23 protein-coding genes are annotated in these 22,266 nt (G+C 72.1%); 14 read left to right on the plus strand and 9 right to left on the minus strand.

Annotation, left to right across the window (positions count from 1 at the left end):
* The first annotated feature begins 108 nt into the window (after positions 1-108).
* Positions 109-2,352, plus strand: a complete 2,244-nt coding sequence (locus QSJ97_RS10355; RefSeq protein ID WP_285671679.1) for a thioredoxin domain-containing protein — start codon at positions 109-111, stop codon at positions 2,350-2,352.
* On the plus strand, positions 2,349-2,771 hold the full coding sequence (locus QSJ97_RS10360) for a hypothetical protein (RefSeq protein ID WP_285671680.1): 423 nt from the start codon (positions 2,349-2,351) through the stop codon (positions 2,769-2,771). Before QSJ97_RS10355 ends, QSJ97_RS10360 begins: the two co-directional genes overlap by 4 nt.
* Positions 2,772-2,783: 12 nt before the next feature.
* Here the strand turns inward: QSJ97_RS10360 and QSJ97_RS10365 are convergent, their stop codons facing one another.
* From QSJ97_RS10365 to xseA, 3 genes are all read right to left on the minus strand, one after another.
* The gene (locus QSJ97_RS10365) at positions 2,784-3,077 is read right to left on the minus strand and encodes a DUF1330 domain-containing protein (protein WP_285671681.1); all 294 of its coding nucleotides are present in this window, start codon (positions 3,075-3,077) and stop codon (positions 2,784-2,786) included.
* Between the two features lie 20 nt (positions 3,078-3,097).
* Positions 3,098-3,394: a DUF1330 domain-containing protein gene (locus QSJ97_RS10370; protein WP_285671682.1), complete on the minus strand. Its 297-nt coding sequence runs from the start codon at positions 3,392-3,394 to the stop codon at positions 3,098-3,100.
* Positions 3,395-3,500: 106 nt separating this feature from the next.
* Positions 3,501-5,150, minus strand: coding sequence for an exodeoxyribonuclease VII large subunit (gene xseA, locus QSJ97_RS10375; RefSeq protein ID WP_285671684.1), 1,650 nt, complete (start codon positions 5,148-5,150; stop codon positions 3,501-3,503).
* A 66-nt stretch (positions 5,151-5,216) separates the two neighbouring features.
* Here xseA and purD point away from each other — a divergent pair, with 66 nt between their 5' ends.
* The 8 genes from purD to QSJ97_RS10415 all read left to right on the plus strand — a co-directional run bounded on the left by purD (position 5,217) and on the right by QSJ97_RS10415 (position 11,081).
* Positions 5,217-6,485 (plus strand): phosphoribosylamine--glycine ligase, encoded by a 1,269-nt coding sequence (gene purD / locus QSJ97_RS10380; protein ID WP_285671685.1) that lies wholly within the window; start codon positions 5,217-5,219, stop codon positions 6,483-6,485.
* Positions 6,486-6,525: 40 nt separating this feature from the next.
* Positions 6,526-7,110 carry an MOSC domain-containing protein gene (locus QSJ97_RS10385; RefSeq protein ID WP_285671686.1) on the plus strand — a complete coding sequence of 195 codons (585 nt, stop codon included), beginning with the start codon at positions 6,526-6,528 and terminating at the stop codon, positions 7,108-7,110.
* 99 nt (positions 7,111-7,209) lie between these two features.
* On the plus strand, positions 7,210-7,704 hold the full coding sequence (locus tag QSJ97_RS10390) for a hypothetical protein (protein WP_285671687.1): 495 nt from the start codon (positions 7,210-7,212) through the stop codon (positions 7,702-7,704).
* A gap of 74 nt (positions 7,705-7,778) precedes the next feature.
* The gene (locus QSJ97_RS10395; protein ID WP_285671688.1) at positions 7,779-8,318 is read left to right on the plus strand and encodes a prolyl-tRNA synthetase associated domain-containing protein; all 540 of its coding nucleotides are present in this window, start codon (positions 7,779-7,781) and stop codon (positions 8,316-8,318) included.
* 72 nt (positions 8,319-8,390) lie between these two features.
* Positions 8,391-9,287, plus strand: coding sequence for a thioredoxin (gene trxA, locus QSJ97_RS10400; protein WP_285671689.1), 897 nt, complete (start codon positions 8,391-8,393; stop codon positions 9,285-9,287).
* An 18-nt stretch (positions 9,288-9,305) separates the two neighbouring features.
* Positions 9,306-9,980 (plus strand): LON peptidase substrate-binding domain-containing protein, encoded by a 675-nt coding sequence (locus QSJ97_RS10405; protein ID WP_285671690.1) that lies wholly within the window; start codon positions 9,306-9,308, stop codon positions 9,978-9,980.
* An 86-nt stretch (positions 9,981-10,066) separates the two neighbouring features.
* Positions 10,067-10,222 carry a Trm112 family protein gene (locus QSJ97_RS10410; protein ID WP_285671771.1) on the plus strand — a complete coding sequence of 52 codons (156 nt, stop codon included), beginning with the start codon at positions 10,067-10,069 and terminating at the stop codon, positions 10,220-10,222.
* A 40-nt stretch (positions 10,223-10,262) separates the two neighbouring features.
* A complete protein-coding gene (locus QSJ97_RS10415) occupies positions 10,263-11,081 on the plus strand; it encodes a 2-keto-4-pentenoate hydratase (RefSeq protein WP_285671691.1) in 819 nt (272 codons plus the stop codon).
* 80 nt (positions 11,082-11,161) lie between these two features.
* Here QSJ97_RS10415 and QSJ97_RS10420 read toward each other — a convergent pair whose 3' ends face one another.
* The 4 genes from QSJ97_RS10420 to pip form a co-directional block, all read right to left on the minus strand.
* A complete protein-coding gene (locus tag QSJ97_RS10420) occupies positions 11,162-11,980 on the minus strand; it encodes a DUF1194 domain-containing protein (RefSeq protein WP_285671692.1) in 819 nt (272 codons plus the stop codon).
* 222 nt (positions 11,981-12,202) lie between these two features.
* Entirely contained in the window at positions 12,203-12,982 is a 780-nt protein-coding gene (locus QSJ97_RS10425) for a DUF1194 domain-containing protein (protein ID WP_285671693.1), read from the minus strand.
* 157 nt (positions 12,983-13,139) lie between these two features.
* Positions 13,140-13,940, minus strand: coding sequence for a DUF1194 domain-containing protein (locus QSJ97_RS10430; protein WP_285671694.1), 801 nt, complete (start codon positions 13,938-13,940; stop codon positions 13,140-13,142).
* A gap of 137 nt (positions 13,941-14,077) precedes the next feature.
* Entirely contained in the window at positions 14,078-15,025 is a 948-nt protein-coding gene (pip, locus tag QSJ97_RS10435) for a prolyl aminopeptidase (protein ID WP_285671695.1), read from the minus strand.
* A 160-nt stretch (positions 15,026-15,185) separates the two neighbouring features.
* Between pip and ubiG the strand changes: the two genes are divergently transcribed.
* The gene (gene ubiG, locus QSJ97_RS10440; protein ID WP_285671696.1) at positions 15,186-15,962 is read left to right on the plus strand and encodes a bifunctional 2-polyprenyl-6-hydroxyphenol methylase/3-demethylubiquinol 3-O-methyltransferase UbiG; all 777 of its coding nucleotides are present in this window, start codon (positions 15,186-15,188) and stop codon (positions 15,960-15,962) included.
* A 103-nt stretch (positions 15,963-16,065) separates the two neighbouring features.
* A complete protein-coding gene (msrB, locus tag QSJ97_RS10445) occupies positions 16,066-16,530 on the plus strand; it encodes a peptide-methionine (R)-S-oxide reductase MsrB (protein WP_285671697.1) in 465 nt (154 codons plus the stop codon).
* Between the two features lie 135 nt (positions 16,531-16,665).
* Here the strand turns inward: msrB and QSJ97_RS10450 are convergent, their stop codons facing one another.
* Both QSJ97_RS10450 and QSJ97_RS10455 read right to left on the minus strand, forming a co-directional pair.
* Complete coding sequence (locus QSJ97_RS10450; protein WP_285671698.1) at positions 16,666-17,217, minus strand: ActR/PrrA/RegA family redox response regulator transcription factor; 552 nt, start codon at positions 17,215-17,217, stop codon at positions 16,666-16,668.
* Between the two features lie 142 nt (positions 17,218-17,359).
* Complete coding sequence (locus tag QSJ97_RS10455; protein ID WP_285671699.1) at positions 17,360-17,986, minus strand: SCO family protein; 627 nt, start codon at positions 17,984-17,986, stop codon at positions 17,360-17,362.
* Between the two features lie 155 nt (positions 17,987-18,141).
* Between QSJ97_RS10455 and regB the strand changes: the two genes are divergently transcribed.
* Positions 18,142-19,626, plus strand: coding sequence for a sensor histidine kinase RegB (gene regB, locus QSJ97_RS10460; protein ID WP_285671700.1), 1,485 nt, complete (start codon positions 18,142-18,144; stop codon positions 19,624-19,626).
* Between the two features lie 85 nt (positions 19,627-19,711).
* Complete coding sequence (locus tag QSJ97_RS10465; protein ID WP_285671701.1) at positions 19,712-22,135, plus strand: sensor histidine kinase; 2,424 nt, start codon at positions 19,712-19,714, stop codon at positions 22,133-22,135.
* Positions 22,136-22,266 lie beyond the last annotated feature (131 nt).

Genomic DNA, 22,266 nt, shown 5'->3' on the forward strand with positions numbered 1-22,266 from the left:
ACCGGAAAGGCCGGCGCACCGCGGCTGGAAATCCCGCGCCCCGGAGGTTACCTCGGGGCGAGCCGGCCCGGCGCCCTGCCCCCTTCCGGCCCGGCCAGAGGAGCAGTCATGGCGATCACCCCCCCGTCCGTCACCCGGAGCCCCGCGCTCACCGCCGATCTCGAGGCCGCGCTCGCCGCGCAGGGGCCGGACTATGCCCCGCGCACCCATCTGCTCGAGCCGGACGGCAAGCCGCGCTATGTCAACCGGCTGATCCGCGAGGCCTCGCCCTATCTGCTGCAGCACGCGCACAACCCGGTGGACTGGCATCCCTGGGGCGAGGAGGCGATGGCCGCCGCGGCGGGGCGCGACTGCCCGATCTTCCTCTCCGTCGGCTATGCCACCTGCCACTGGTGCCACGTGATGGAGGAGGAGAGCTTCGACGACGAGGAGATCGCCGCCGTGCTCAACGCCCGCTTCGTGCCGGTGAAGCTCGACCGCGAGGCGCGGCCCGATCTCGACCAGATCTACATCACCGCGACGCAGCTGCAGCAGGGCCATGCCGGCTGGCCCAACTCGCTCTGGCTGATGCCCGACGGCACGCCCTTCCACACCGGGACCTATTTCCCCAAGCACCAGTTCCTGCAGGTGCTCGCCGCGGTCGCCGATGCCTGGGACCGCCAGCGCCCGCAGATCGTCGAGGTCGCCGGGCGCATCGCCGAGGCGGTGCGCCGGCAGGGCGCGCTCGGCGGCAGCGGCGCGGCGGCGCTCGAGCCCGAGACCTTCGACGCCGCGGCCGCGCATCTCGCCCGCATGCACAACCGGGCGCATGGCGGCTTCTCCGACAACCAGCAGTTCCCGCAGGAGAGCTTCCTGCTCTTCCTGCTCGACCGCTGGCGCCGCGAGGGCGATGCCGAGGCGCTGGGGATCGCGCGGAAGACCCTCGATGCCATCGCCGCCGGCGGCATCCACGACCATGCCGGCGGGGGCTTTCACCGCTACACCGTCGACATCAACTGGCGCACCCCGCATTTCGAGAAGATGCTCTACAACCAGGGCCAGCTGGCGCGCGCCTTCACCGAGGGCTGGGAGGCCACCGGCGAGCCCGCCTGGCGCCGCGCCGCGGAGCGCTGCTTCGCCTATGTGCTGCGCGACATGACCGACGGGGCGGGCGCCTTCTTCGCCGCCGAGGATGCCGACAGCCTGGATGCGGCGGGCCGCCGCGAGGAAGGCGCCTTCTATCTCTGGCCGGCCGCCGAGGCGCGGGAGCTGCTGGGCGCCGAGGGCGACTGGGCGGCGGCCACGCTCGGCCTCGGCAAACCCGTCGGCGAGGTCGGCCCGGTGGCGCATCTCGAGCCCGGCGCGGCAGTGGACTTCGCCCGGCTCGACCCGCTGCTCGAGCGGCTGCGCGCGGCCCGCGAGGCGCGCCACCGCCCGATTCGCGACGAGAAGGTGATCGCCGGCTGGAACGGGCTGATGATCCGCGCGCTGGCCGAGGCCGCCGTGGCCTTCGACCGGCGCGATCTGGCAGAGGCCGCGGCGCGGGCGGCGGAGGCGGTCTGGTCGCGGCTCTGGGACGGCACGCGGCTGGCCCGGCTCTGGGCCGGCGGCGCGGCGCGCGAGGCCGGCCAGCTCGAGGACCATGTCTGGATGGGACTCGCCTGCCTCGCGCTCGCCGAGGCCGATGCCTTCCTCGCGGTGCCCGGGCCCTGGGCCGAGCGCGCCGAGGCGCTCGGCGCCACGATCCTGCGCGATTTCTCCGACGGGGCGGGGCGGCTGCGCATGGCGGCGGAGGACGGCCCGCTCGGCCCGATCTACGAGAGCTCGGACGGCGCCACCCCGGCCGGCGAGAGCGCGGCGCTCGAGCTGCTGGCCCGGCTCGGCGCCCGCGGCGACATGGCGGCCGGCGCGGCGGCGCAGCGCCTGGTATCGGCGGTCTCCGGGCCGATGCGCGAGATCCCGGTGCTGCGGACCGAGGCGCTGATCGGCGCGCGGGTGCTGGCGGCGGGCCCCTCGGTGCTGCGCCGCACGCTGGCCGGCGGCACGGTGGCGGCGCGGCTCCTGCGCGGCGGAGCGGCTTGGGAACTCGAGCTCGCGATTGCACCGGGCTGGCACGTGAACGCGCCCGATCCCGGCACCGAGGGGCTGACCGGCGCCGCCATCGAGGGCGCCGGGGCCGCCTGGCCCGAGCCGCTGTCCCGCAGCCTCGGCTTCGCCGGCGCGCCGCTCAATGTCTACGAGGGCCGCGTCCGGGTGCCGCTCTCCGCGCCATCCGACAGCATCGTCTTGCATCTCCAGCCCTGCTCCGACACGCTGTGCCGCGAGCCGGTGGCCGCGCGGTTCCGGCTCGGCGCCAGGGAGACCGAGAGATGATCCGACCCGCCCCCCGCATCGGCGCGCTCGCCGCGGGCCTCGCCGTGCTGCTGCTCGGCGCGCCGCTGCAGGCGGAGGAGCCGATCAGCCCCTCGGCCTTCGGCGCCTATGCCGAGGGCTACACGCTCTACTTCACGGAAGGCGGCGAGTATTTCGGCGCCGAGACCTATGCGCCGGGGCGCACCACGCTCTGGCAGTTCCGCTTCGGCGACTGCGTGCGCGGCACCTGGCGGGCGCATGGCGGGCAGATCTGCTTCCGCTACGAGGATGGCGACGGCGAGGAGATCTGCTGGCGCATGCTGCGCGACGAGAAGGGCCTCTTCGCCCGCCTGCTCGGCGACGGGCCGGATGCCGGCATGGAACTTCGGGTGGTCCGGCGCGACCGCGAGCCGCTGCGCTGCGGCGGCCCGACGGCCTGAGCCGGGCGGCGCCTAGCCGACGCCCTCGACCACGATCAGATAGGCCTCTCCCGCGCCGTCGCGCTCGGCCTTCGCGGCGGCGTATTCCGGCGAGTTCCAGCAGTCGAGCGCGGCCTGGTAGGAGGGGAACTCGATGATCACGTGGCGCTCGCGCCCGAGCGCGCCCTCGACCTCCTCCGCCGCGCCGCCGCGCACGAGAAAGCGCCCGCCATATTTCCCGAATGCCGCCGCATTGGCCTCGCGGTAGCGCGCATAGCCCGCCGGGTCGGTGACCCGGACATGGCCCATCCAGTATCCCTTCGGCATCGTCCCGTCCTCCGCCGCGGTCAGTCCCCGAGCCCCTCGACGAGCACGATCGTCGCCGTGCTCACCGGCAGGCGATGCGCCCGGGCGGCCTGGTATTCCGGCGAGTTCCAGCAGTCCACCGCGGCCTGGTAGGAGGGGAACTCGATCACCACGTGGCGGCTGCGGCCCATCGGGCCCTCGATCTCGGTATGCGCGCCGCCGCGGGCGAGGAACCGCGCGCCATGGCGCTCGAAGGCGGCCTTCGCGCCCTCGACATAGAGCGGATAGGGCGCGGGATCGTCGACCTCGACATGGGCGATCCAGTATCCCTTGGGCATGCTTGTCCTCCCTCCGTTGGTGGCCGCCACCCCGGCGGCGGGCGGAGCCTAGCAGCCCGGTTGCCGGCAGGCCAGCGCCGCCCGGAGCCGGGGCGCCGGGGCCGGTTCAGTCGCCCTCGGGGCCGAACAGCGAGGGCTGCGACGGGGGCGCCGGCTTCGGCTTCTTGCGCTTCGGCGCCGGCCGGTCGCTGCCGCCGCCGCCGCTACCACCGCTGCCGCCAGTGTTCCCCGTGGAACCCTTGCCGGAGAGGCCCGCCCCTGCCACCGCGGCGATGCGCCCGTCGGCGAACTCGATCTCGAGCGGGCTCCCCGCCGCGATCCCCGCGGCACGGGTCCGCACCCCACCGGCCCCGTCGCGCACCACCGCATAGCCGCGGGCCAGCGTCTGGGTATAGCCGAGCGTCTCGAGCAGCCGGGAGAGCCCGGCCAGACGGTCGCGCGCGCCGTCGCGCAGCCGGGCGGCCGCCGGATCGAGCCGCCGCCCGCGATCGGCGAGGCGCTCGGCGGCGCGGTCGAGCCGCCCGGTCAGCAGCCCGGGGACGAGACGGCTGCCGCCGCGGGCCAGCCGCGTCCGCCGCTCCGCCACGCCGGCCATCAGCCCCCGCGGCAGGCGGTCCGCCAGCCGGGCCAGCGCCTCCTCTGCCCGGGCCAGCCGCTCCGCCGGGCGCGGCATCCGCGCCAGCGTCAGCCGTAGTTCCTGTGCCCGCGCCTCGGTCAGCGCCTCCGGACGCGGCATCCGGGCGAGCGCCGTGTCGAGCCGCTGCCGCGGCGTCTCGAGCAGCCCGTCGGCCCGCGGCAATGCCCGCGCCAGCGCGGTCAGCCGGTCGCGCGCCAGCTCGAACCCGCGGGCCAGCGCGCGCCGGCGCCGGCTCTCGAGCTCGGCCACCGTGGCGGCAAGCTCGGCGCGCACCGGCACCGCCATCTCGGCCGCGGCGGTGGGTGTCGGTGCCCGCCGGTCGGCGGCGAAATCGATCAGCGTCGTGTCGGTCTCGTGCCCCACCGCCGAGATCAGCGGGATCGCGCTCGCCGCCGCGGCGCGCACCACCGCCTCCTCGTTGAAGCCCCAGAGATCCTCGACCGAGCCGCCGCCGCGCGCCACGATCACCACATCCGGCCGCGGCACCGGGCCGCCCTCCGGCAGCGCCGAGAAGCCGCGGATCGCCGCCGCCACCTCGCCGGCGCAGGCCTGCCCCTGCACCGCCACCGGCCAGAGCAGCACATGCACCGGGAAGCGCGCCTCCAGCCGGTGCAGGATGTCGCGGATCACCGCGCCGGAGGGCGAGGTCACCACCCCCACCACCCGCGGCAGATAGGGGATCGGGCGCTTGCGGGCGGGCTCGAACAGCCCCTCCGCGGCGAGCGCCTTCTTCAGCCGCTCGAGCCGGGCCAGCAGCGCCCCCTCGCCGGCATAGGCCAGCGCCTCGATCACGATCTGGTATTTCGACTGGCCGGGAAAGGTGGTGAGCCGCCCCGTGGCGATCACCTCGAGCCCCTCCTCCGGCGCCACCGTGAGCCCCGCCGCGACGCCCTTCCAGACGACGCCCGAAAGCACCGCGCGGTCGTCCTTCAGGTCCATGTAGATATGACCGGAGCGCGGCCGCGAGACCCGCCCGATCTCGCCGCGCACCCGGACATGGCCGAATTCGCCCTCGACCATGCGCTTCACCGCGCCGGAGATCTCGCTCACCGAGAACTCCGGCGTGTTGACGCCGCCGCTTGCGTTTTCTGGGCCGTCGTCGATAAGGCTGTCGCTCATGGTCACTCCCGGGGCTCCGGCCCCGGAGATTAGGCGCTGGCGGCGCGGAGAGAAAGGGCGGGGAGCATGCGGGTTCTGGTCTTGGGCGGCGGCGGCCGCGAACATGCACTGGCCTGGGCGATCGCGCGCTCGCCGCTGCTGACGAAGCTCTATGCGGCGCCGGGCAATGCCGGGATTGCCGACCTCGCCGAATGCGTCGCGCTCGCCATCGAGGACGGCGCCGCGGTGGCGGGCTGGGCGCGCCGGCAGGCGATCGACCTCGTGGTGGTCGGGCCGGAAGCGCCGCTGGTGGCCGGGGTCGCCGATGCCTGCCGCGCGGCCGGGCTCGCGGTGCTCGGGCCGGATGCGGCGGCGGCGCAGCTCGAGGCCTCCAAGGCGTTCACCCACGAGATCGCCGCCGCCTGCGGCGCGCCGATGGCGGCCCATGCGGTCTTCGAGGACGCCGGCGCGGCGAAGGCGCATCTCCGGGCGATGGACGGGCCCGCCGTGGTCAAGGCCGACGGGCTCGCCGCCGGCAAGGGCGTGGTGGTGGCGGAGACGCTGGCCGAGGCGGAAGCCGCGGTCGATGCCATGCTCGGCGGACAGTTCGGCGCCGCCGGCGCGCGGGTTGTGATCGAGGAGCGGCTGGTCGGCGAGGAGGCGTCGCTCTTCGCGCTCACCGATGGCGAGACGGTGCTGGAGATCGGCTCAGCGCAGGACCACAAGCGCGTCGGCGAGGGCGATACCGGCCCCAACACCGGCGGCATGGGCGCCTATTCCCCGGCGCCGGTGCTGGATGCCGCGCTGGCCGAGCGCGCCATGGCCGAGATCGTCCGCCCGGCGATCGCCGAGATGGCGCGGCGCGGCACCCCCTATCGCGGCGTGCTCTATGCCGGGCTGATGATCACCGCGGCGGGGCCGAAGCTGATCGAGTTCAACGTCCGCTTCGGCGACCCGGAATGCCAGGTGCTGATGCTGCGCCTCGGCTCGGATGCGCTGGCGCTCTTCGCCGCGGCGGCGGAGGGGCGGCTCGCCGGGATCGCGCCGGACTGGAAGCCGGAGGCGGCAATCACCGTGGTGATGGCGGCGAAGGGCTATCCGGGCGCCTACGAGAAGGGCGCCGAGATCCGCGGGCTGGCGGCGGCGGCGGGGATCGAGGGCGTCACCGTCTTCCATGCCGGCACCGCGGCGCGCGAGGGCAGGCTTGTGGCCACCGGCGGGCGGGTGCTCAATGTCACGGCCACCGGCGCCGATCTGGCCGAGGCGACGGCGCGGGCCTATGCCGCGGTCGATGCGATCGACTGGCCGGAGGGCTTCTGCCGGCGCGACATCGGCTGGCGCGCGCTCGGGCGCTGAGGCGGGCCCGGCCCGCAGGGCACAGCAGGGAGGGGAGGCGATGTCGATCCTGAAACCGACGGAGCTCTATGGCGAGGTGGTCTGGCTCGGCCTGGTGCCGGAGGGGGTGGACCATATCCGCGCCGAGGCGGTGGACGAGATCGCGCTCGACTGGGGCGGCCCGGTGGGCGACGTGCATCACGGCGAGACCCGGCCCTCCTGCGTGCGGGTGCGCCGGCAATACCCGAAGGGCACCGAGATCCGCAATGTCCGCCAGCTCTCGATCCTCTCGGAGGAGGAGATGGCGGAGATCGCCGCGGGGCTCGGCATCCCGCATCTCGCACCGGAATGGCTGGGGGCGACGCTGGTGCTGCGCGGCATCCCCGATCTCACCCTGCTGCCGCCGGCCAGCCGGCTGATCGCCGAGGGCGCCGCGCCGGCGCTGACCACCGACACCGAGAACGGCCCCTGCCAGTATCCCGCGGCCGAGATCGAGCGTGTGCATCCGGGCCGCGGCGAGGCCTTCCCGAAGATCGCCCGGCACAAGCGCGGCATCACCGCCTGGGTCGAGCGGCCGGGCCAGCTCGCTCTCGGCGACCGGCTCCGCCTGCACCTGCCGCCGCAGCACCGCTGGGCGCATGGCTGAGGCCGCGCCCGGCCCGCCGCGCCGGCGCAGGGCTTGACCGGGCGGCGCCCGCGGCGGCATCTGCGGATCGGCACACCGCATTCCAAGGAGCCCGACGCAATGCCCGACCGCCGCACCGCCCCGCTCGCCGCCGCCCTGGCCGGCGCCGCCCTCTGCCTGTTCGCCGCGCTGCCGGCAGCGGCCCAGCACGACGGCTACCACTATCCGGAGGTCACCTCGGAAGAGGTCTTCGACCGGACCCTGCTGCGCTCCGACAGCAATGTCTCCCGCGATGTCCGCATCGCCTTCATCACCCAGCTCACCAAGGCGCAGATGGAGGCGCCGGAGAACCCGCGCTTCGCGATCTTCGCCAAGGGCGCCGAGGCCGAGCACATGATCATCGTGGCGCTCGACGACACCGTGTTCGCGACCCTCTACCGGGCCCGCGCGGTGCTCGCCCAGCTCACCTCGCAATCGCGCGACACCGATTTCTTCGTCAACAACTCGATCGAGACCAGCGCCACCTGGTTCGACCTTGCCAAGCTCCTCGGCTTCAGCGACCTGGTGATCACCGATGGCGATGCCTGGGCGCATCGCGTGCTGCTGCGCGACTGAGCATCTCGCCCCATCCCGGCGCCCTGCCTTGCCGCGGGGCGCCGCACGGCTATCTGCGACAGGAGGAGGTTCCGATGGACCAGAGCACACCGGCCGGGCAGGACGCGCTCTATGCCTTTCTCGAGACGGCGGGCATCGCCTACGCGCATCACGAGCATCCGCCGCTGTTCACCGTGGCCGACAGCCAGGCGCTCCGCGGCGAGCTGCCGGGCCTGCACATCAAGAACATGTTCCTCAGGGAGAAGAAGGGCGGGCTCTGGCTGGTGAGCTGCCGCGAGGACCGCGAGATCCGCATCCGCGACCTCGAGCGCGAGATCGGCGCCAGGAACTGCTCCTTCGGCAAGCCCGAGCTGCTCGAGGAGGCGCTCGGCGTGAAGCCCGGCGCGGTCACCCCCTTCGCCGCGCTGAACGACCGCGAGGGCCGCGTGCAGGTGGTGCTCGACCGCGCCATCGCCGAGGCCGAGCTGGTCAATGCCCATCCGCTGCACAACGAGGCGACCACCGGGATCGCCGCGGCGGATCTGCTGCGCTTCCTCGAGGCGACCGGCCATCCGCCCCGGCTCGTCGACTTCGACCGGCTCGAGGCACTGGCCCGGGAACGTGCCGGAACGTGAGCCGGTGATTGCGGCGCGCGGCGCCTGCCTCTATCTGAGGGGCCAACCGCATATGGAACCGAGGATCCGAGCATGATCGACCTGAGCAGCGCCCCGCAGAGCGCCGATGTGACCGACACCACCGACCAGAGCTTCGTCGCCGATGTCATCGAGGGCTCGCGCGAGATCCCGGTGATCGTGGATTTCTGGGCGCCCTGGTGCGGCCCCTGCAAGACCCTCGGCCCGATGCTCGAGGATGCCGTGCGGGCGACCAAGGGCAAGGTCCGCATGGTCAAGGTGAATGTCGACGAGAACCAGATGGTCGCGGGGCAGCTGCGGGTGCAGTCGATCCCGGCGGTCTACGCCTTCTTCCAGGGCCAGCCGGTCGACGGCTTCATGGGCGCGGTCCCGGCCTCCGAGATCAAGCAGTTCGTGCAGCGCCTCGTCGACATGGCCGGCGGCGGCGGGCTCGAGGATGCGCTCGATGCCGCCGACGGGATGCTCGAGGCCGGCCAGATCGAGGATGCCGCCCAGACCTATGCGGCGATCGCCGCCGAAGAGCCCGAGACCCCCCGCGCCCATGCCGGGATGGCCCGCGCGGCGCTGGCGCGCGGCGATCTCGAGGGCGCGCGGCTGATCCTCGCCAAGGTGCCGGCCAAGATCGCCGAGGACGGCGCGGTGGCCGCCGCGCGGGCCGCGGTGGAGCTCGCCGAGCAGACCGCCGGCGCCGGCGAGGCGGACGAGCTGAAGGCGCGGCTTGCCGGCAACCCGGACGATCACGAGGCGCGCTACGACCTCGCCCTCGCCCTCGTGGCGGCCAACGACCATGCCGGCGCCGTGGACGAGCTGCTCGAGCTGTTCCGCCGCGACCGCGAGTGGAACGACGGCGCCGCCAAGACTCAGCTGATGAAGCTCTTCGACACCCTCGGCCCCAAGGACCCGCTGGCGAAAAGCGGGCGGCGGCGGCTGTCCTCGATGATCTTCGCCTGACCCCTCGAAAGGAGTCTCATGACGCGGCGCTTCGCCCCAGCCGACCTGCCCGACGCGATCCCGGTCTTCCCGCTGCCGGGGGCGCTGCTGCTGCCGCGGGCGCGGCTGCCGCTCAACATCTTCGAGCCGCGCTATCTCGCGATGCTCGACGACACGCTGAAGACCGAGCACCGGCTGATCGGCATGGTGCAGCCCATGGCCGAGGCCATGGGCGACCGCGGCGGCGACAGGCCGGGGCCGCCGCGCCTGCAGCGGATCGGCTGCGCCGGCCGGGTGACCTCGCTCTCCGAGACCGAGGACGGGCGCTACCTGATCGCGCTCACCGGGGTCAGCCGCTTCCGCGTGGAGGGCGAGATCGACGGCTTCACGCCCTATCGCCGGGTCCGGCCGCTCTGGGCCGATTTCACCGCCGATCTCGAGGGGCCGGAGGAGGATCGCGGCTTCGACCGCACCGCCTTCCTGGCGCTGCTGAAGCGGTATTTCGACGCCTCCCAGCTCGCCTCCGACTGGAGCAGCCTGCAGGACGCGCCGGTGGAGATGCTGATCAACTCGCTCTCGATCATGTGCCCGTTCTCGGTGGAGGAGAAGCAGGCGCTGCTCGAGACCCCCTGCCTCTCGGACCGGCGCGCCACGCTGATGGCGCTGCTGCGCTTTGCCATCGCCTCGAGCGGCGACGAGAGCAAGATGCAATGACCGATGGGCCGGAAGAGGGCGGCGAGCGGCCCGCGGGCCTGCCCGTGGCGCTGCCCGGGGGCCAGAGCGAGACCGCGGGCGGGCGGATGCTGGAGCTGCTGGTCTGCCCCGCTTCGGGCGGCCGCCTGATCTATGACCGCGAGGCCCAGGAGCTGGTCTCGCGCAGCGCCGGGCTGGCCTATCCGATCCGCTCCGGCATCCCGATCATGCTGATCGACGAGGCCCGCCAGCTCGAGGGCTGAGCGGCCGGAGCATGACGCAATGACAAGACAGGAGAGGGACATGCAGGAATCAACGGTCGCCGATCGGTTCGGCGCGGAGCTCGTGGCGCTGCTCGGGACGAAGGGGCAGATCGCGCCCTTCTCCGGCCGCCAGCCGGGTTTCGGCCTCGACGACGCCTACCGGGTCGCCAGCCGCGTGCGCGGCCTCCGCGCAGCGCGGGGGGAACGGCCGGTCGGCCGCAAGATCGGCTTCACCAACCGCTCGATCTGGGCCGAACGCGGGATCTCCGCCCCGGTCTGGGGCGACATGTTCGACAGCACGGTGACCGAGGCCGGCAATGCCCGCGCGGTCGTTGATATCGGCGCGATGCCCGAGCCGAAGATCGAGCCGGAGGTGGTGCTGCATCTCGGCAGGGCGCCGGAGCCGGGCATGAGCCCGGACGAGCTTTTCGCCTGCGTCGACTGGGCGGCACCGGGCTTCGAGGTGGTCTATTCGGTATTTCCCGGCTGGGCGTTCTCGGCGCCCGATGCCGTCGCCGCCCACGGCATCCATGGCGCCCTCGTGATCGGCGAGCGGCTCGACCTCTCGACCCTCAGCGCCGCGGAGCTCGCGGATTTCTCCGGCCTGACCGTGACGCTTTCCGGCGATGACGGCACGCGCCGCCACGGCGTCGGAACCGCGGTCCTCGGCGGGCCGCTCAGGGCGCTCGGCTTCCTCGCCGAGGAGCTGGCGCAGCGGCCGGGCTCGGCGCCGCTGTCGCCGGGCGAGATCATCACGACGGGGACGCTCACCGAGGCGATGCCGCTCAGCCCGGGGCAGGTCTGGACCGCATCCTTCGAGGGGGTCGGCTTCGCGCCGCTCGAGCTTGCCGTGCGCTGAGGCCCGGACCGCCCGATGCCGGCCCCGGATGACCGGGTCCGGCAAGCCCCCGGGGGGCCGGGGGATATCCTCGCGGCCGTTCAGGCCGGGTCCGTGATCGCCTTCTTGCGGCGGCGGCCGACGAAGGCCAGCCCCGCCAGCCCGCCGATCAGCATGAAGGCCGGCGCCGGCAGCGGCACGTCGCCGAGCTGGCCCGGCGTGGTGCCCTGGATCTCGGAGCGGAGCTTGAGCTTGAGCGCATCGCCGAAGGTGTCGAACCCTGTGGCCGCGATCACGAAGGCGTCGGTGCCGCCCTTGATGTTGGCATCGTACCAGGCGCCGAGGCCGACCTCGCCCTCGACATAAATGCCGTTGATCCGGTCGATCCCGGCGGCAAGCGCCGCATCACGCGACGCCGAGGTCGACGCGCCCTCGTTCTGCGCGCCGTCGCCCGAGACATCGATGACCTGCTCGGCGGCGTCGAAATCGTTGCTGGCGAACAGCGGCACGCCGAAATCGATTGCCGAGCCCGGCGCAGTGCTGCCGTTGAAGGGACGGCTGGTCCCGGCAATGTCGCTGGCGAAGGCAGAGGCCGCGGCCGCACTGTCGATCAGGGTCCAGTCGACCGCGATCTCCTGGCTGCCGGCGCCGGACCAGTAGATGAACTGCACCGCGATGGCGCCGATATCGCCGCCGCTGGTGTCGAGGATCGCCGCCTGCACCTGCGGGTCGTTGAAGGCATCGACATAGCCTTGCCGCTGCAACGTGAACTCGGAGCTGCTGACGCTGCCCGATATGTCCATCAGGAGCTGCAGCTCCATGTCCACCGTCGTCGCTGCCTGTGCCGGCAGGGCCAGCATCGCCGTCGCGACGGCACCGTAGATCGTGCCGCGCCAGCCGGCGGCATTCGCAAAAGTCATTCTCATGGCTTACCTTACGTCCTATTACCTTAGGTCAATTTGTTTCCTGAGTAGATTAATTGACCCAAAATTTGTCTAATTTCGAAAAGTACCGATGTCCAGACTGATTTTCCCGGTGGGACAAGCGGCACAACCACGCGCCCGCCGGGAGCGGGGCGTGTCGGCTGCGATGCGGGGGGCAAGGATCGACGGCCGGTGCAGGGCGCACCGGCCGGGCCGGTCTCAGCCGGTGCTGCGGCGGCGGCCGAGGAGGGCCAGCCCCGCCAGCCCGCCGATCAGCAGGAAGGCCGGCGCCGGCAGCGGCACGTCGCCGAGCTGGCCCGGCGAGGTGCCTTCGATCTCGGCGCGGAGCTTGAGCTTGAGCGCGTCGCCGAAGCTGTCGAAGCCCGAGGTGGCGATCAGGAAGGCATCCGTGCCGCCGATGATGTTGCTGCGATACCAGTCCTCGAGGCCCTCCTCGCCCTCGATGATGATGCCGTTGATCTGGTCGATCCCGCTTGCCAGCGCGTTGTCCCGCATCCCGGATGTGGTCGCAGGCTGTGTGCCCGGCCCGTCGCCCGATATGTCCATGATCTGCTGCGCAGCGTCGAAGTCGTTGCCGGCGAACTGCCCGGTACCGAACTGGATCGCCGTCGCCGGCTGGGTCGCGCCCTCGAAGGGCCGGTCGACCGCCAGGATCGCGCTGGCGAAGGCCGCGGCGGCGGCGGCGCTGTCGATCAGCGTCCAGTCGACGGCGATGCTGGTCGGACCGCTCCAGTAGATCATCTGCACCGCGATGGCGCCGGTCTTGCCGTCGCTGGTGTCGAGGATCGCCGCCTGCACCAGCGGGTCGTTGAAGGCATCGGCATAGCCCTGGCGCTGCAGCCCGAACTCGGTTTCATCGATGCTGCCCGAGACATCCACCAGGAGCTGCAGCTCCACATCCACCAGCGTCGCGCCCCGTGCCGGCAATGCCAGCATCGCAGCCAGCGCGGCGCCGGCCACCATCTTCTTTGCCATCATGGCCCCCTCGCTCCGGAAATAGTCTTGAACAAGGACCAATATATCGCGCAATTTTCATCAAACAATTCAAATGTTTATGACAACGGATGGTCACGCCACGGCAGCAGGCGCCAGGCGCGGAGACACGGCGCCGGTCGTCGCAGGCGGGCGGCTCCGGTCATCCCCTGCGGCGACGGCCGGCGAAGGCGAGCCCGGCCAGCCCGGCGAGCAGCAGGGCCGCCGGTGCCGGCAGCGGCAGGTCTATCGCGGTGCCCCTGACCGCGGCCAGCAGCGCGCGATCGAGCTGGTCGCCATAGGAGCCGAAGCCGGAGGCCGCGAGCACGAAGGCATCGGCCCCGCCCGCCGCATTGGCGCTGTACCAGTCGGCAACGCCGGGCGAGCTCTCCACCGCGACGACGTTGATCCGGTCGATCCCGGCCGCCAGGGCAGCATCCCGGGCGTTGCTGGTGACGGACGGTCCCACGCCCTGATTGTCGGCCGAGAGATTGATGATCTGCGTCGGTGCATCGAAATCGTTGCTGTCAAAGAGCGGGGTGCCGAAATTGATCGCATAGGCCGGATGGGTCTGGCTGGATAGTGTCCGCTCGACACCCGCGATCGCGGTGGCGAAGGCACCGGCGGCGGCGGCGCTGTCGATCAGCGTCCAGTCGACGGCAATGCTTTGGTCGCTACCAGACGAGAAATAGACGAACTGCACCGCGATGGCGCCGATCCTGCCGCCGCTGGTGTCGAGGATCGCCGCCTGCAGCTGCGGATCGTTGAAGGCATCGACATAGTGCTGGCGCTGCTGCGCGAACTCGGTGGCATTGATGGTGCTGCCCGAGCTCACCAGGAGCTGCAGCTCCAGATCCACCTGTGTCGCGGCCTGCGCCGGCAGTGCCAGCATTGCAGTGAACACCGCCCCGACAAGTCCGCCCGTCAGACGCCGCGCCGCGGCGGCTCGCGATATCACGATCATGGTTGCCTCCTTGGAGTCCTGAATCAGGATCGTTCCAAGATACAACTTATACGCGAACAACGCTTCGGATTTATGACGGATTCAATCGATCCCGGGCCAGACAGGCCGGCGGGCCGGCGACCGCGCAGGCGTCGCCGTCACTCCACGGTGGCGAAGGCCTCGGTCGCCCGGAGCAGCTCCTGGGTGATGCCCGGCTCGGAGAGCGCATGGCCGGCATCGTCGACCAGCTTCAGCGAGGCGGCCGGCCAGGCCTCGTCCAGCCGCACCGCGGTGATCGGCGGACAGATCACGTCATAGCGGCCCTGCACGATCACGCCGGGAATCGCGGCGATCCGGTCCATGTCGACGAGGATCTGGTCGTCGCACCGCAGCCAGCCGCGATGCTCGAAGAAATGGCACTCGATCCGCGCGAAGGCCCGCGCCTGGGCGCCGTCGAGCAGGCCCACCCGCATCGGCCGCAACGAGGCGGTGGCGCTCTCCCAGCGCACCCAGGGCCGGGCAAAGCGCATCTGCTCGGCCTCGTCGGCCGCGGTCAGCCGGCGGTAGTATGCCGCGATCATGTCGCCGCGCTCGTCCGGCGGGATTGGCGCGGCGAAGGCGTCCCAGGGCTCGGGATAGAAGCGCGCCGCGCCGCCGCCGTAGAACCAGTCGAGCTCCGCGCCGGTCATCGTGAAGATCCCGCGCAGCATCAGCGCGCGCACCCGATCGGGATGGGCCTGGGCGTAGAGCAGCGCCAGCGTCGAGCCCCAGGAGCCGCCGAAGACCTGCCAGCGCTCGATCCCGAGATGCTCGCGGATGCGCTCGATATCCGCCACGAGATCCCAGGTGGTGTTGGCGTTCAGCCCGCCCTGCGGCCGCGAGCGCCCGGCGCCGCGCTGGTCGAACAGCACCACCCGGTGCACCGCCGGGTTGAAGAAGCGCCGCATGAAGGGGCTGCAGCCCGCCCCGGGGCCGCCGTGGAGCACCACCACCGGCACGCCGTCGGGCCGGCCGCACTGCTCGAGATAGATTTCGTGGCCGTCGCCCACCGGCAGATAGCTGCGGGCAAAGGGCTCTGTCATCGGGTAGAGTCGCAGCTCGGGCATCGCGCGGGGCTCTCCTTCTCAGACCCGTCCTCGAGTGCCCGAAGGGAGCCGCCGGAAACGCGGCACCGGGCGCGGGAGCAAGATCGGGTGTGCCCCGACCTCTCCATGCACTATGTGATGCGCTGAGGCGATGCAAGCCGGTGCGAGAAGGAGCCCGACGATGACCGAGACGGCAACGCAGAGCGAAAGGGCAGCAGCGGCCGATGCCCGCGTCGATGCCGCGGAGATCGCGAAATTCGAGGCGATGGCCGCGGAATGGTGGGACCCGGAGGGCAAGTTCAAGCCGCTGCACATGCTCAATCCCTGCCGGCTCGACTATGTCATCGCGCAGATCGCCGCCACCCATGGCCGCGACCCGGACGCCCCGCGCCCCTTCGAAGGGCTCAGGATCCTCGATATCGGCTGCGGCGGCGGGCTGCTCTGCGAGCCGATGGCGCGGCTCGGCGCGCAGGTGACCGGCATCGACCCGGCGCCCCGCAACATCCCCGTCGCCGCGCTCCATGCCAGGCAGTCGGGCCTCGATATCGACTACCGCGTGACCACGGCGGAGGCGATGGCGGCCGAGGGCGACCGCTTCGACGCCGTGCTCAACATGGAGGTGGTGGAGCATGTGCCCGACCCGCGGGCCTATCTGCGGGCCTGCGCCGAGCTGGTGGCGCCGGGATGCTGCATGATCACCTCCACCATCAACCGCAACGCCAGGAGCTTCGCCGTGGCCATCCTCGGCGCCGAATACGTGATGCGCTGGCTGCCGAAGGGCACGCATGACTGGCGCAAGTTCATCACCCCGTCCGAGCTCGAGGGGCTGCTGGCGGCCGCCGGGCTGCAACCGGTCGACGCCACCGGCTTCGTGTTCAACCCGATCGCCTGGTCATGGCGGCTCTCCGGGCGCGACCTCTCGGTGAACTACGTGACCACCGCACTCAAACCTGCGTGAGCCGCCGGCGCGCCGCGCCGCCGCACTGGCGGGGCGCCCCTCCCCGCCCCCATATTGCGGCTACAACGGTCGCGGGGGCGGCCCCCTGGCAGAGGAGATCGCGATGACGAAACGATACGAGAAATCCCCCGAGGCGATCGCGCGGCTCACCCCGGAGCAGCGCCGGGTGACCCAGCAGGACGGCACCGAGCCGCCGTTCCGCAACGCCTTCTGGGACCATGACCGCCCCGGCATCTATGTCGACGTGGTCTCCGGCGAGCCGCTGTTCTCCAGCCTCGACAAGTTCGATGCCGGCTGCGGCTGGCCGAGCTTCGACCGCCCGCTCGAGAGCGAACACATCGTCGAGCGCACCGACCGCTCGCTGTTCATGACCCGCACCGAGGTGCGCTCGGCCCATGGCGACAGCCATCTCGGCCACGTGTTCCCGGACGGCCCGCGCGAGACCACCGGCCTGCGCTACTGCATCAACTCGGCGAGCCTGCGATTCGTGCCGCTCGAGGACCTCGAGGCGGAGGGCTATGGCGCCTATCTCCGGCTGTTCGAGACGGACACCGCCGGCAAGCCGTGAACCCGGCGCCGCCGGGCGCCGTCACGCGCCGGCGGCAGACCGCCCGGCAGAGGCCGCAGGCCGGCGCCGGGCAAGAGGCGCATCCGGGCGCCAGCCCGGATTCCGCAAGGTCGGTCTCCCCCGGGAGGCGCCGGCTCAGCGCGGCGAGCGCTTGGTCAGGATCCGCTGCAGCGTGCGCCGGTGCATGTTGAGCCGCCGCGCGGTCTCGCTCACATTGCGGTCGCAGAGCTCAAAGACCCGCTGGATATGCTCCCAGCGCACCCGGTCGGCCGACATCGGGTGCTCCGGAGGCGGCGGCTTCTGCTCGCCGCGGGTGCGCAGCGCCTTCTCCACGTCGTCGGCATCCGCCGGTTTCGCCAGATAGTCGATGGCGCCGATCTTCACGGCGGCGACCGCGGTGGCGATGGCGCCATAGCCGGTCAGCACGATCACCCGGCAGTCGGGGCGCGCCTCGCGCAGCGCCTCGACCACGTCGAGCCCGTTGCCATCCTCGAGCCGCAGGTCGACCACCGCATAGGCCGGCGGCGTGTCGCGGGCGACCTGCAGCCCCTCGGCCACGCTCTCCGCCGGGATCGGCCGGAAGCCCCGCCGCTCCATGGCACGGGCGAGCCGCAGCCGGAACGGCGCGTCGTCGTCCACCAGAAGCAGGCTGTTGTCTTCGCCGATCTCGACCAGGCCGTCATCCATCCTCGGGTCTCCCAGGCAGGCGGTTGCATGCGTGCATCGTGCTGATCACGACATATGGCGAGCGATAGAAATCGCCCGCGAAAGGAAATATGTCAAACCGCCGCGCGGCAGGCCACCGCGGACCGCCGGCCGGGCGATCCGGTCAGCGCCCGGCCTCGAGGATGCGGGCCACCTCGCCGGCGATCTCCTCGGGCGGAAACCCGCGGCGGAAGATCGCCGTCACGCCCTTCCCCGGCTCGGCCAGATAGATGTAGGCGCTGTGGTTCATCAGGTATTCCGCCGCCGAATCCTCGAGCTCCACCTTGTCGTAATAGACCTTGTAGGCATCGGCCACGGCGCGGATCTCCTCGGCGCTGCCGGTAAGCCCGATCATCTCCGGGTGCAGGTAGCCGGTGAAGACCTCGAGCGCCTCCGGCGTGTCGCGCGCCGGGTCGACGGTGATGAAGACCGGCGTCACCGCGTGCCCCTGCTCGGCCAGCATGACGCTCGCCTCGGCCATCACCTGGGTGTCCACCGGGCAGACATCCGGGCAGTAGGTATAGCCGAAATAGATCAGCGCCGGCCCGTCGATCACCTCGTCCGAGCTGACGCGGCGGCCGCTCTGGTCGGTCAGCGTGAAGTCCCCGCCGAGCGACGCATCGCCCATCTCGAGCCGGGCCAGCGAGCGGGCCTCGGCCGGCTCCTCCTGCGGCGCCAGTGCCAGCCAGGCGGCGCCGGCAAGCACCGCCACGACGAACACCCCGGCCAGGGCGAGGATCGGTTTCTGCATCTGGGCCTCCCGCGGCAGTTCATGAGATCGGGCCGGGCGCGCGCACCGGCTCTCCCCGGCAGAAAGGCCCCCGGCCATCACATTTCAAGGCGACACATTGTGAGCGGGCCTCCGCGGCCGCTGGCGCGGCGCGCCCGGCAGGCTAGACTGGCGCCATGGCAGAGGCAGGCTCCCCCGGATTCTTCAACACCCGCGCCCGCGGCGACTGGGTGCGGCTGCGCACCCTCGTGGTGCTGCGCTGGATCGCGATCACCGGGCAGAGCGCCGCGGTGCTGGTGGCCGGCCGGCTGCTCGGCTTCGCGATCCCGCTCTCGCTCTGCGCGCTGGTGATCTCGGCGGCGGTCTGCGTGAACCTCGCGGCCTATTACCTGCACCCGGCGGAGAAGCGGCTCTCGGAGCGCGGCACCCTGCTCTCGCTGGCCTTCGACCTGATGCAGCTCGGCATCCTGCTGATGCTGACCGGCGGGCTCAACAACCCGTTCGCCATGCTGATTCTCGCGCCGGTGACGATCTCGGCCACCGCGCTGCGCATCCGCTCGACGCTGGCGCTCGGGCTCGTGGCGCTGGCGCTGATCCCACTGCTCGAGCTCGTGCACCTGCCGCTGATCACCGGGCGGGGGACCCCGCTCGAGGTGCCCGGGCTCTACCGCCTCGGGCTCGGCGCCGGGCTGGCCACCGGGATCGTCTTCCTCGCCCTCTATGCGCGGCGGATCACGGTCGAGGTCTACCGCATGTCCGAGGCGCTCTCGGCCACGCAGCTGGCGCTGGCGCGGGAGCAGCGGCTGGCGGCGATCGGCGGCGTGGCGGCGGCCACGGCGCATGAACTCGGCACCCCGCTGGCCACGATCAAGCTGGTGGCCGGGGAGCTGGCGCGCGAGCTCGAGGGCGATCCGCAGCTTGCCGACGATGCCAGGCTGATCCGCGAGCAGGCCGACCGCTGCGGCGAGATCATGGCCGATCTCAGCCGCACCGGCCGGCAGGACGCGCATGTCCGCCATGCGCCGATATCGGCGGTGGTCGAGGAGGCGGCCGAGCCCCATGCCGGGCGCGGCAAGCAGGTGATCGTGCGCTATGGCGGGCTCCCCGTGGCGCGCGCCGGCGGCGAGCAGCCGGAGGTGGCGCGCACGCCGGAGCTGATCCACGGGCTGCGCAACCTCGTGCAGAACGCGGTGGACTTCGCCCAGAGCACCGTCTGGATCGACATCTCCGAGCGCGAGGGCGGGCTGCGCATCGCGGTGGGCGACGACGGCCCCGGCTTCTCGGCCGACATCCTGCCCCGTCTCGGCGAGCCCTATATCAGCACCCGCGCCCGCGGCGGGCGGGAGCGCGGTGGCGATCCCTACGAGGGCATGGGGCTCGGGCTCTTCATCGCGCGCACGCTGCTGGAACGCACCGGCGGGCAGATCGCCTTCGCCAATGGCGCGGACAGCCGGCGCCGGCGGAAGGACGGCTCGCGCCCCGTCGAGGTCGCGCAGCCGCCGGGCGCGATCATCGAGATCGTCTGGCCTCCGGGCACGCTCGTGGTCTCGCGCCAGGCCGTGCGCGGGCCGCTCGGGCGCAACCCTCCGGAAGATGCGGGCCACCGGCCGGAGGGAGACCTGGCAGACGACCGGAACAACGCCGCCGACATGCAAGCTTAACGGTTTTTTTACCACCTTGCTTCTACCGGAAGGATTGGGATGCTATCGTCTTACAGATTAAGAAGTATTCTTGGAGTATGAATGCGTGGGCTCCGCTGAGAGTTCTGTTATTCTGGCGCTGACGGGGCTGTCGGTGCTGGCGCTCGTGCTGGGCGTGCTGGTCCTGCGCCGCGCCGCCGGAGGCCGGCAGCGCGAGCATGGCGTCGAGGGCGCGGCCCCGGTCCTGGTGCTCGAGGGCGACCGGATCGTCGCCTGCTCCGGCGCCGCGCGGGAGATCGGCGCCGCCGCCGGCATGGAGGCGACGGCCTTCCTGGCGCAACATTTCGCTGCGGCGGAAGCGGAGCCGGCGGCTGCGCCCCCCGGTGCTGCCCCGACCGGCCCTGCCCAGACCCATCCTGTCCAGACCGGCCCTGCCCAGACCGGAGCGGCACCGCCTGGCGCGGCATCGGCGGCGCTGGAGGCACTGCGCCAGACCCAGCGCACCGGGCAGGAGCACCGGAGCCTGCTGGCGCGCGCCTCGGGCGAAGCGGTCGAGATGCACGTCTATCCCCGCGGCGGCCAGATCGCTATCGAGCTGCATAGCGTCGCCCCTGCCGCCGAGACCCCGGCCAGGCCGGACGCGGCCGGCACCGCGCCGATGGCCGACCAGCCTGCCGCCGCCGCCATGGCCGGCACGCCCGGCCCGCAGCCGCATCGCAGCGAGCCGGTCGACACCCTGCTCGAAAGCGGCTCCCTGATCCTCTGGCGCACCGGCCCCGGGGGCGAGACGCAATGGGCCTCGGGCTGCATCCGCTATCCCGAGGGCACGGTCAACGCCGCCCAGGCGCTCGAGCTGCTCGCCGCCCGCCGCCTCACGCTCGAGACCGAATCCCCCGGCAAGCCGCGGGCGCAGGGCCACCGGCTCGAGGTGGTGCATGGCACCGGGGTGCTGCCGCTCAGCGTGGTGGAGCTCGACATCCCCGGCGGCGGCCATGTCGGCTATGCCGTGGATGCCAGCGCCGCCGCCTCGGCCGAGCGCACCCTGACCCGCTTCGTGCAGACCATGACCGAGACCTTCGCCCATCTGACCGTCGGCCTCGCGATCTTCGACCGCAACCAGACGCTCGTGCTGTTCAACCCGGCGCTGGTGCGGATGTGGGAGCAGGACCCGGCCTGGCTCGCCCGCCGCCCGGGCCTGCGCGAGATCCTCGACCGGCTGCGCAGCGCCCGCCGGGTGCCGGATGTGCGGGACTATCACGCCTGGCGCGACGAGCTGCTCGGCCTCTTCAACGACACCGAGCGGGCGGAATACGAGGAGCTCTGGAACCTCGCCGACGGCACCTCGATCCGCGTGCTCGCCCGCCCGCATCCCCATGGCGCGCTGGCCTTCGTGTTCGACGACGCCACCGAGCGGATGCGCCTCGAGCGGCGCAACCGGCACATGGACGACCTGATCAATTCGACGCTGGAGAACCTGCACGAGGGGCTCGCGGTCTTCGCCCCAGACGGCACGCTGAAATTCGTCAACCGCGCCTTCCACGAGATCTGGGACACCGACAGCTCCTCGGTCACGCTCGACATGCACGCCTCCGATCTCTGCGCGCTCTGCTCGCGGCTGACCGTGGAGACCGAGGTCTGGGAGCGCATGGTGACCTTCGCCACCGGCGAGGACAACCGCCGGGCCTGGACGGCGCGGCTCTCGCTCGGCTCCGGCCGCATGCTGGGCGCGCGCTTCGCCCCCCTGCCGGACGGCTCGACCATGGCGCTCTTCGCCGATGTCACCGACAGCGAGCGCATCGCCGCGGCGCTTTCGGAGCGCAACGAGGCGCTCGAGGCCGCCGAGCAGATCCGCTCGGCGGTGCTCGACCAGATCAGCCACCGCCTGCGCACGCCGCTCAACACCATCTTCGGCTTCGGCGAGCTGCTGACCAATCCGCGCCTCGGCGAGCTGACCGACCAGCAGGGGCACTATGTCTCCGGCATCCTCGAGGCGGCGGCGCAGCTGCTCGACACGATCAGCGCGATCACCGAGCTGGCCTCGCTGCAGATCGACCCGCTGGAGGGCGAGGATGGCGGCTTCGGCGTCGAGGAGGTGCTGACCAGCACCGCCGGCCTGCTCGAAAAGCGGGCGGCGGCCGGCCAGGTCGGGCTCAACGTGCAGCTCGACGGCGCCATCGGCGTGCTCTCCTGCAACCCGGTGCGGCTGCGCCAGATCGTCTTCAACCTCACCGCCGACGCCATCCACCGCTGCCCGGAGCTTGGCGAGGTCACCCTGCACGGGCGGCGCGAGGACAGCGGCACGGTGGAGATCTCCACCCGCGAGACCGCGGAGCCCGCCCTGCTGGCCGAGCTGCCCTCGACCAACCGGATCGAGATCAACAGCCTGACCCTCTCGCTGGTGCGCCGGCTGGTGGCGCAGGAGGGCGGCGCGCTGGAGATCAAACCCGATGTCGAGCGCGGCCATATCCGCATCACCTGTCGCTTTCCGGAGACCGTGGAGACCCTGCCGCTCGCCCTCGATGCCGGCTGAGCGAGGGGTTGGCGGCGATGCGCGCGGCCTTGCCTGGGCCTCCGCCCGGGCTGGCGCGGAATGCCGGCGGGCCTCCGCCTCCGGCCGCCCGGCAGCGCCGGATGCAGCCACCGATTTTGCCGGCTGACAGG

It is taken from the genome of Paralimibaculum aggregatum (assembly GCF_030270585.1).
GTDB classification, from domain to species: Bacteria; Pseudomonadota; Alphaproteobacteria; order Rhodobacterales; family Rhodobacteraceae; genus Thermohalobaculum; species Thermohalobaculum aggregatum.

Coding starts and splice junctions, on each gene's coding strand:
- QSJ97_RS10425 (WP_285671693.1), bottom strand. CDS start 12,982: ATGATGGCAAAGAAGATGGTGGCCGGCGCCGCGCTGGCTGCGATGCTG.
- QSJ97_RS10370 (WP_285671682.1), bottom strand. CDS start 3,394: ATGCCCAAGGGATACTGGATCGCCCATGTCGAGGTCGACGATCCCGCG.
- pip (WP_285671695.1), bottom strand. CDS start 15,025: ATGCCCGAGCTGCGACTCTACCCGATGACAGAGCCCTTTGCCCGCAGC.
- regB (WP_285671700.1), top strand. CDS start 18,142: ATGGCAGAGGCAGGCTCCCCCGGATTCTTCAACACCCGCGCCCGCGGC.
- xseA (WP_285671684.1), bottom strand. CDS start 5,150: ATGAGCGACAGCCTTATCGACGACGGCCCAGAAAACGCAAGCGGCGGC.
- QSJ97_RS10450 (WP_285671698.1), bottom strand. CDS start 17,217: ATGGATGACGGCCTGGTCGAGATCGGCGAAGACAACAGCCTGCTTCTG.
- QSJ97_RS10385 (WP_285671686.1), top strand. CDS start 6,526: ATGTCGATCCTGAAACCGACGGAGCTCTATGGCGAGGTGGTCTGGCTC.
- msrB (WP_285671697.1), top strand. CDS start 16,066: ATGACGAAACGATACGAGAAATCCCCCGAGGCGATCGCGCGGCTCACC.
- QSJ97_RS10395 (WP_285671688.1), top strand. CDS start 7,779: ATGGACCAGAGCACACCGGCCGGGCAGGACGCGCTCTATGCCTTTCTC.
- QSJ97_RS10455 (WP_285671699.1), bottom strand. CDS start 17,986: ATGCAGAAACCGATCCTCGCCCTGGCCGGGGTGTTCGTCGTGGCGGTG.
- QSJ97_RS10355 (WP_285671679.1), top strand. CDS start 109: ATGGCGATCACCCCCCCGTCCGTCACCCGGAGCCCCGCGCTCACCGCC.
- purD (WP_285671685.1), top strand. CDS start 5,217: ATGCGGGTTCTGGTCTTGGGCGGCGGCGGCCGCGAACATGCACTGGCC.
- QSJ97_RS10415 (WP_285671691.1), top strand. CDS start 10,263: ATGCAGGAATCAACGGTCGCCGATCGGTTCGGCGCGGAGCTCGTGGCG.
- QSJ97_RS10360 (WP_285671680.1), top strand. CDS start 2,349: ATGATCCGACCCGCCCCCCGCATCGGCGCGCTCGCCGCGGGCCTCGCC.
- QSJ97_RS10405 (WP_285671690.1), top strand. CDS start 9,306: ATGACGCGGCGCTTCGCCCCAGCCGACCTGCCCGACGCGATCCCGGTC.
- QSJ97_RS10410 (WP_285671771.1), top strand. CDS start 10,067: ATGCTGGAGCTGCTGGTCTGCCCCGCTTCGGGCGGCCGCCTGATCTAT.
- QSJ97_RS10430 (WP_285671694.1), bottom strand. CDS start 13,940: ATGATCGTGATATCGCGAGCCGCCGCGGCGCGGCGTCTGACGGGCGGA.
- QSJ97_RS10420 (WP_285671692.1), bottom strand. CDS start 11,980: ATGACTTTTGCGAATGCCGCCGGCTGGCGCGGCACGATCTACGGTGCC.
- trxA (WP_285671689.1), top strand. CDS start 8,391: ATGATCGACCTGAGCAGCGCCCCGCAGAGCGCCGATGTGACCGACACC.
- ubiG (WP_285671696.1), top strand. CDS start 15,186: ATGACCGAGACGGCAACGCAGAGCGAAAGGGCAGCAGCGGCCGATGCC.
- QSJ97_RS10365 (WP_285671681.1), bottom strand. CDS start 3,077: ATGCCGAAGGGATACTGGATGGGCCATGTCCGGGTCACCGACCCGGCG.
- QSJ97_RS10390 (WP_285671687.1), top strand. CDS start 7,210: ATGCCCGACCGCCGCACCGCCCCGCTCGCCGCCGCCCTGGCCGGCGCC.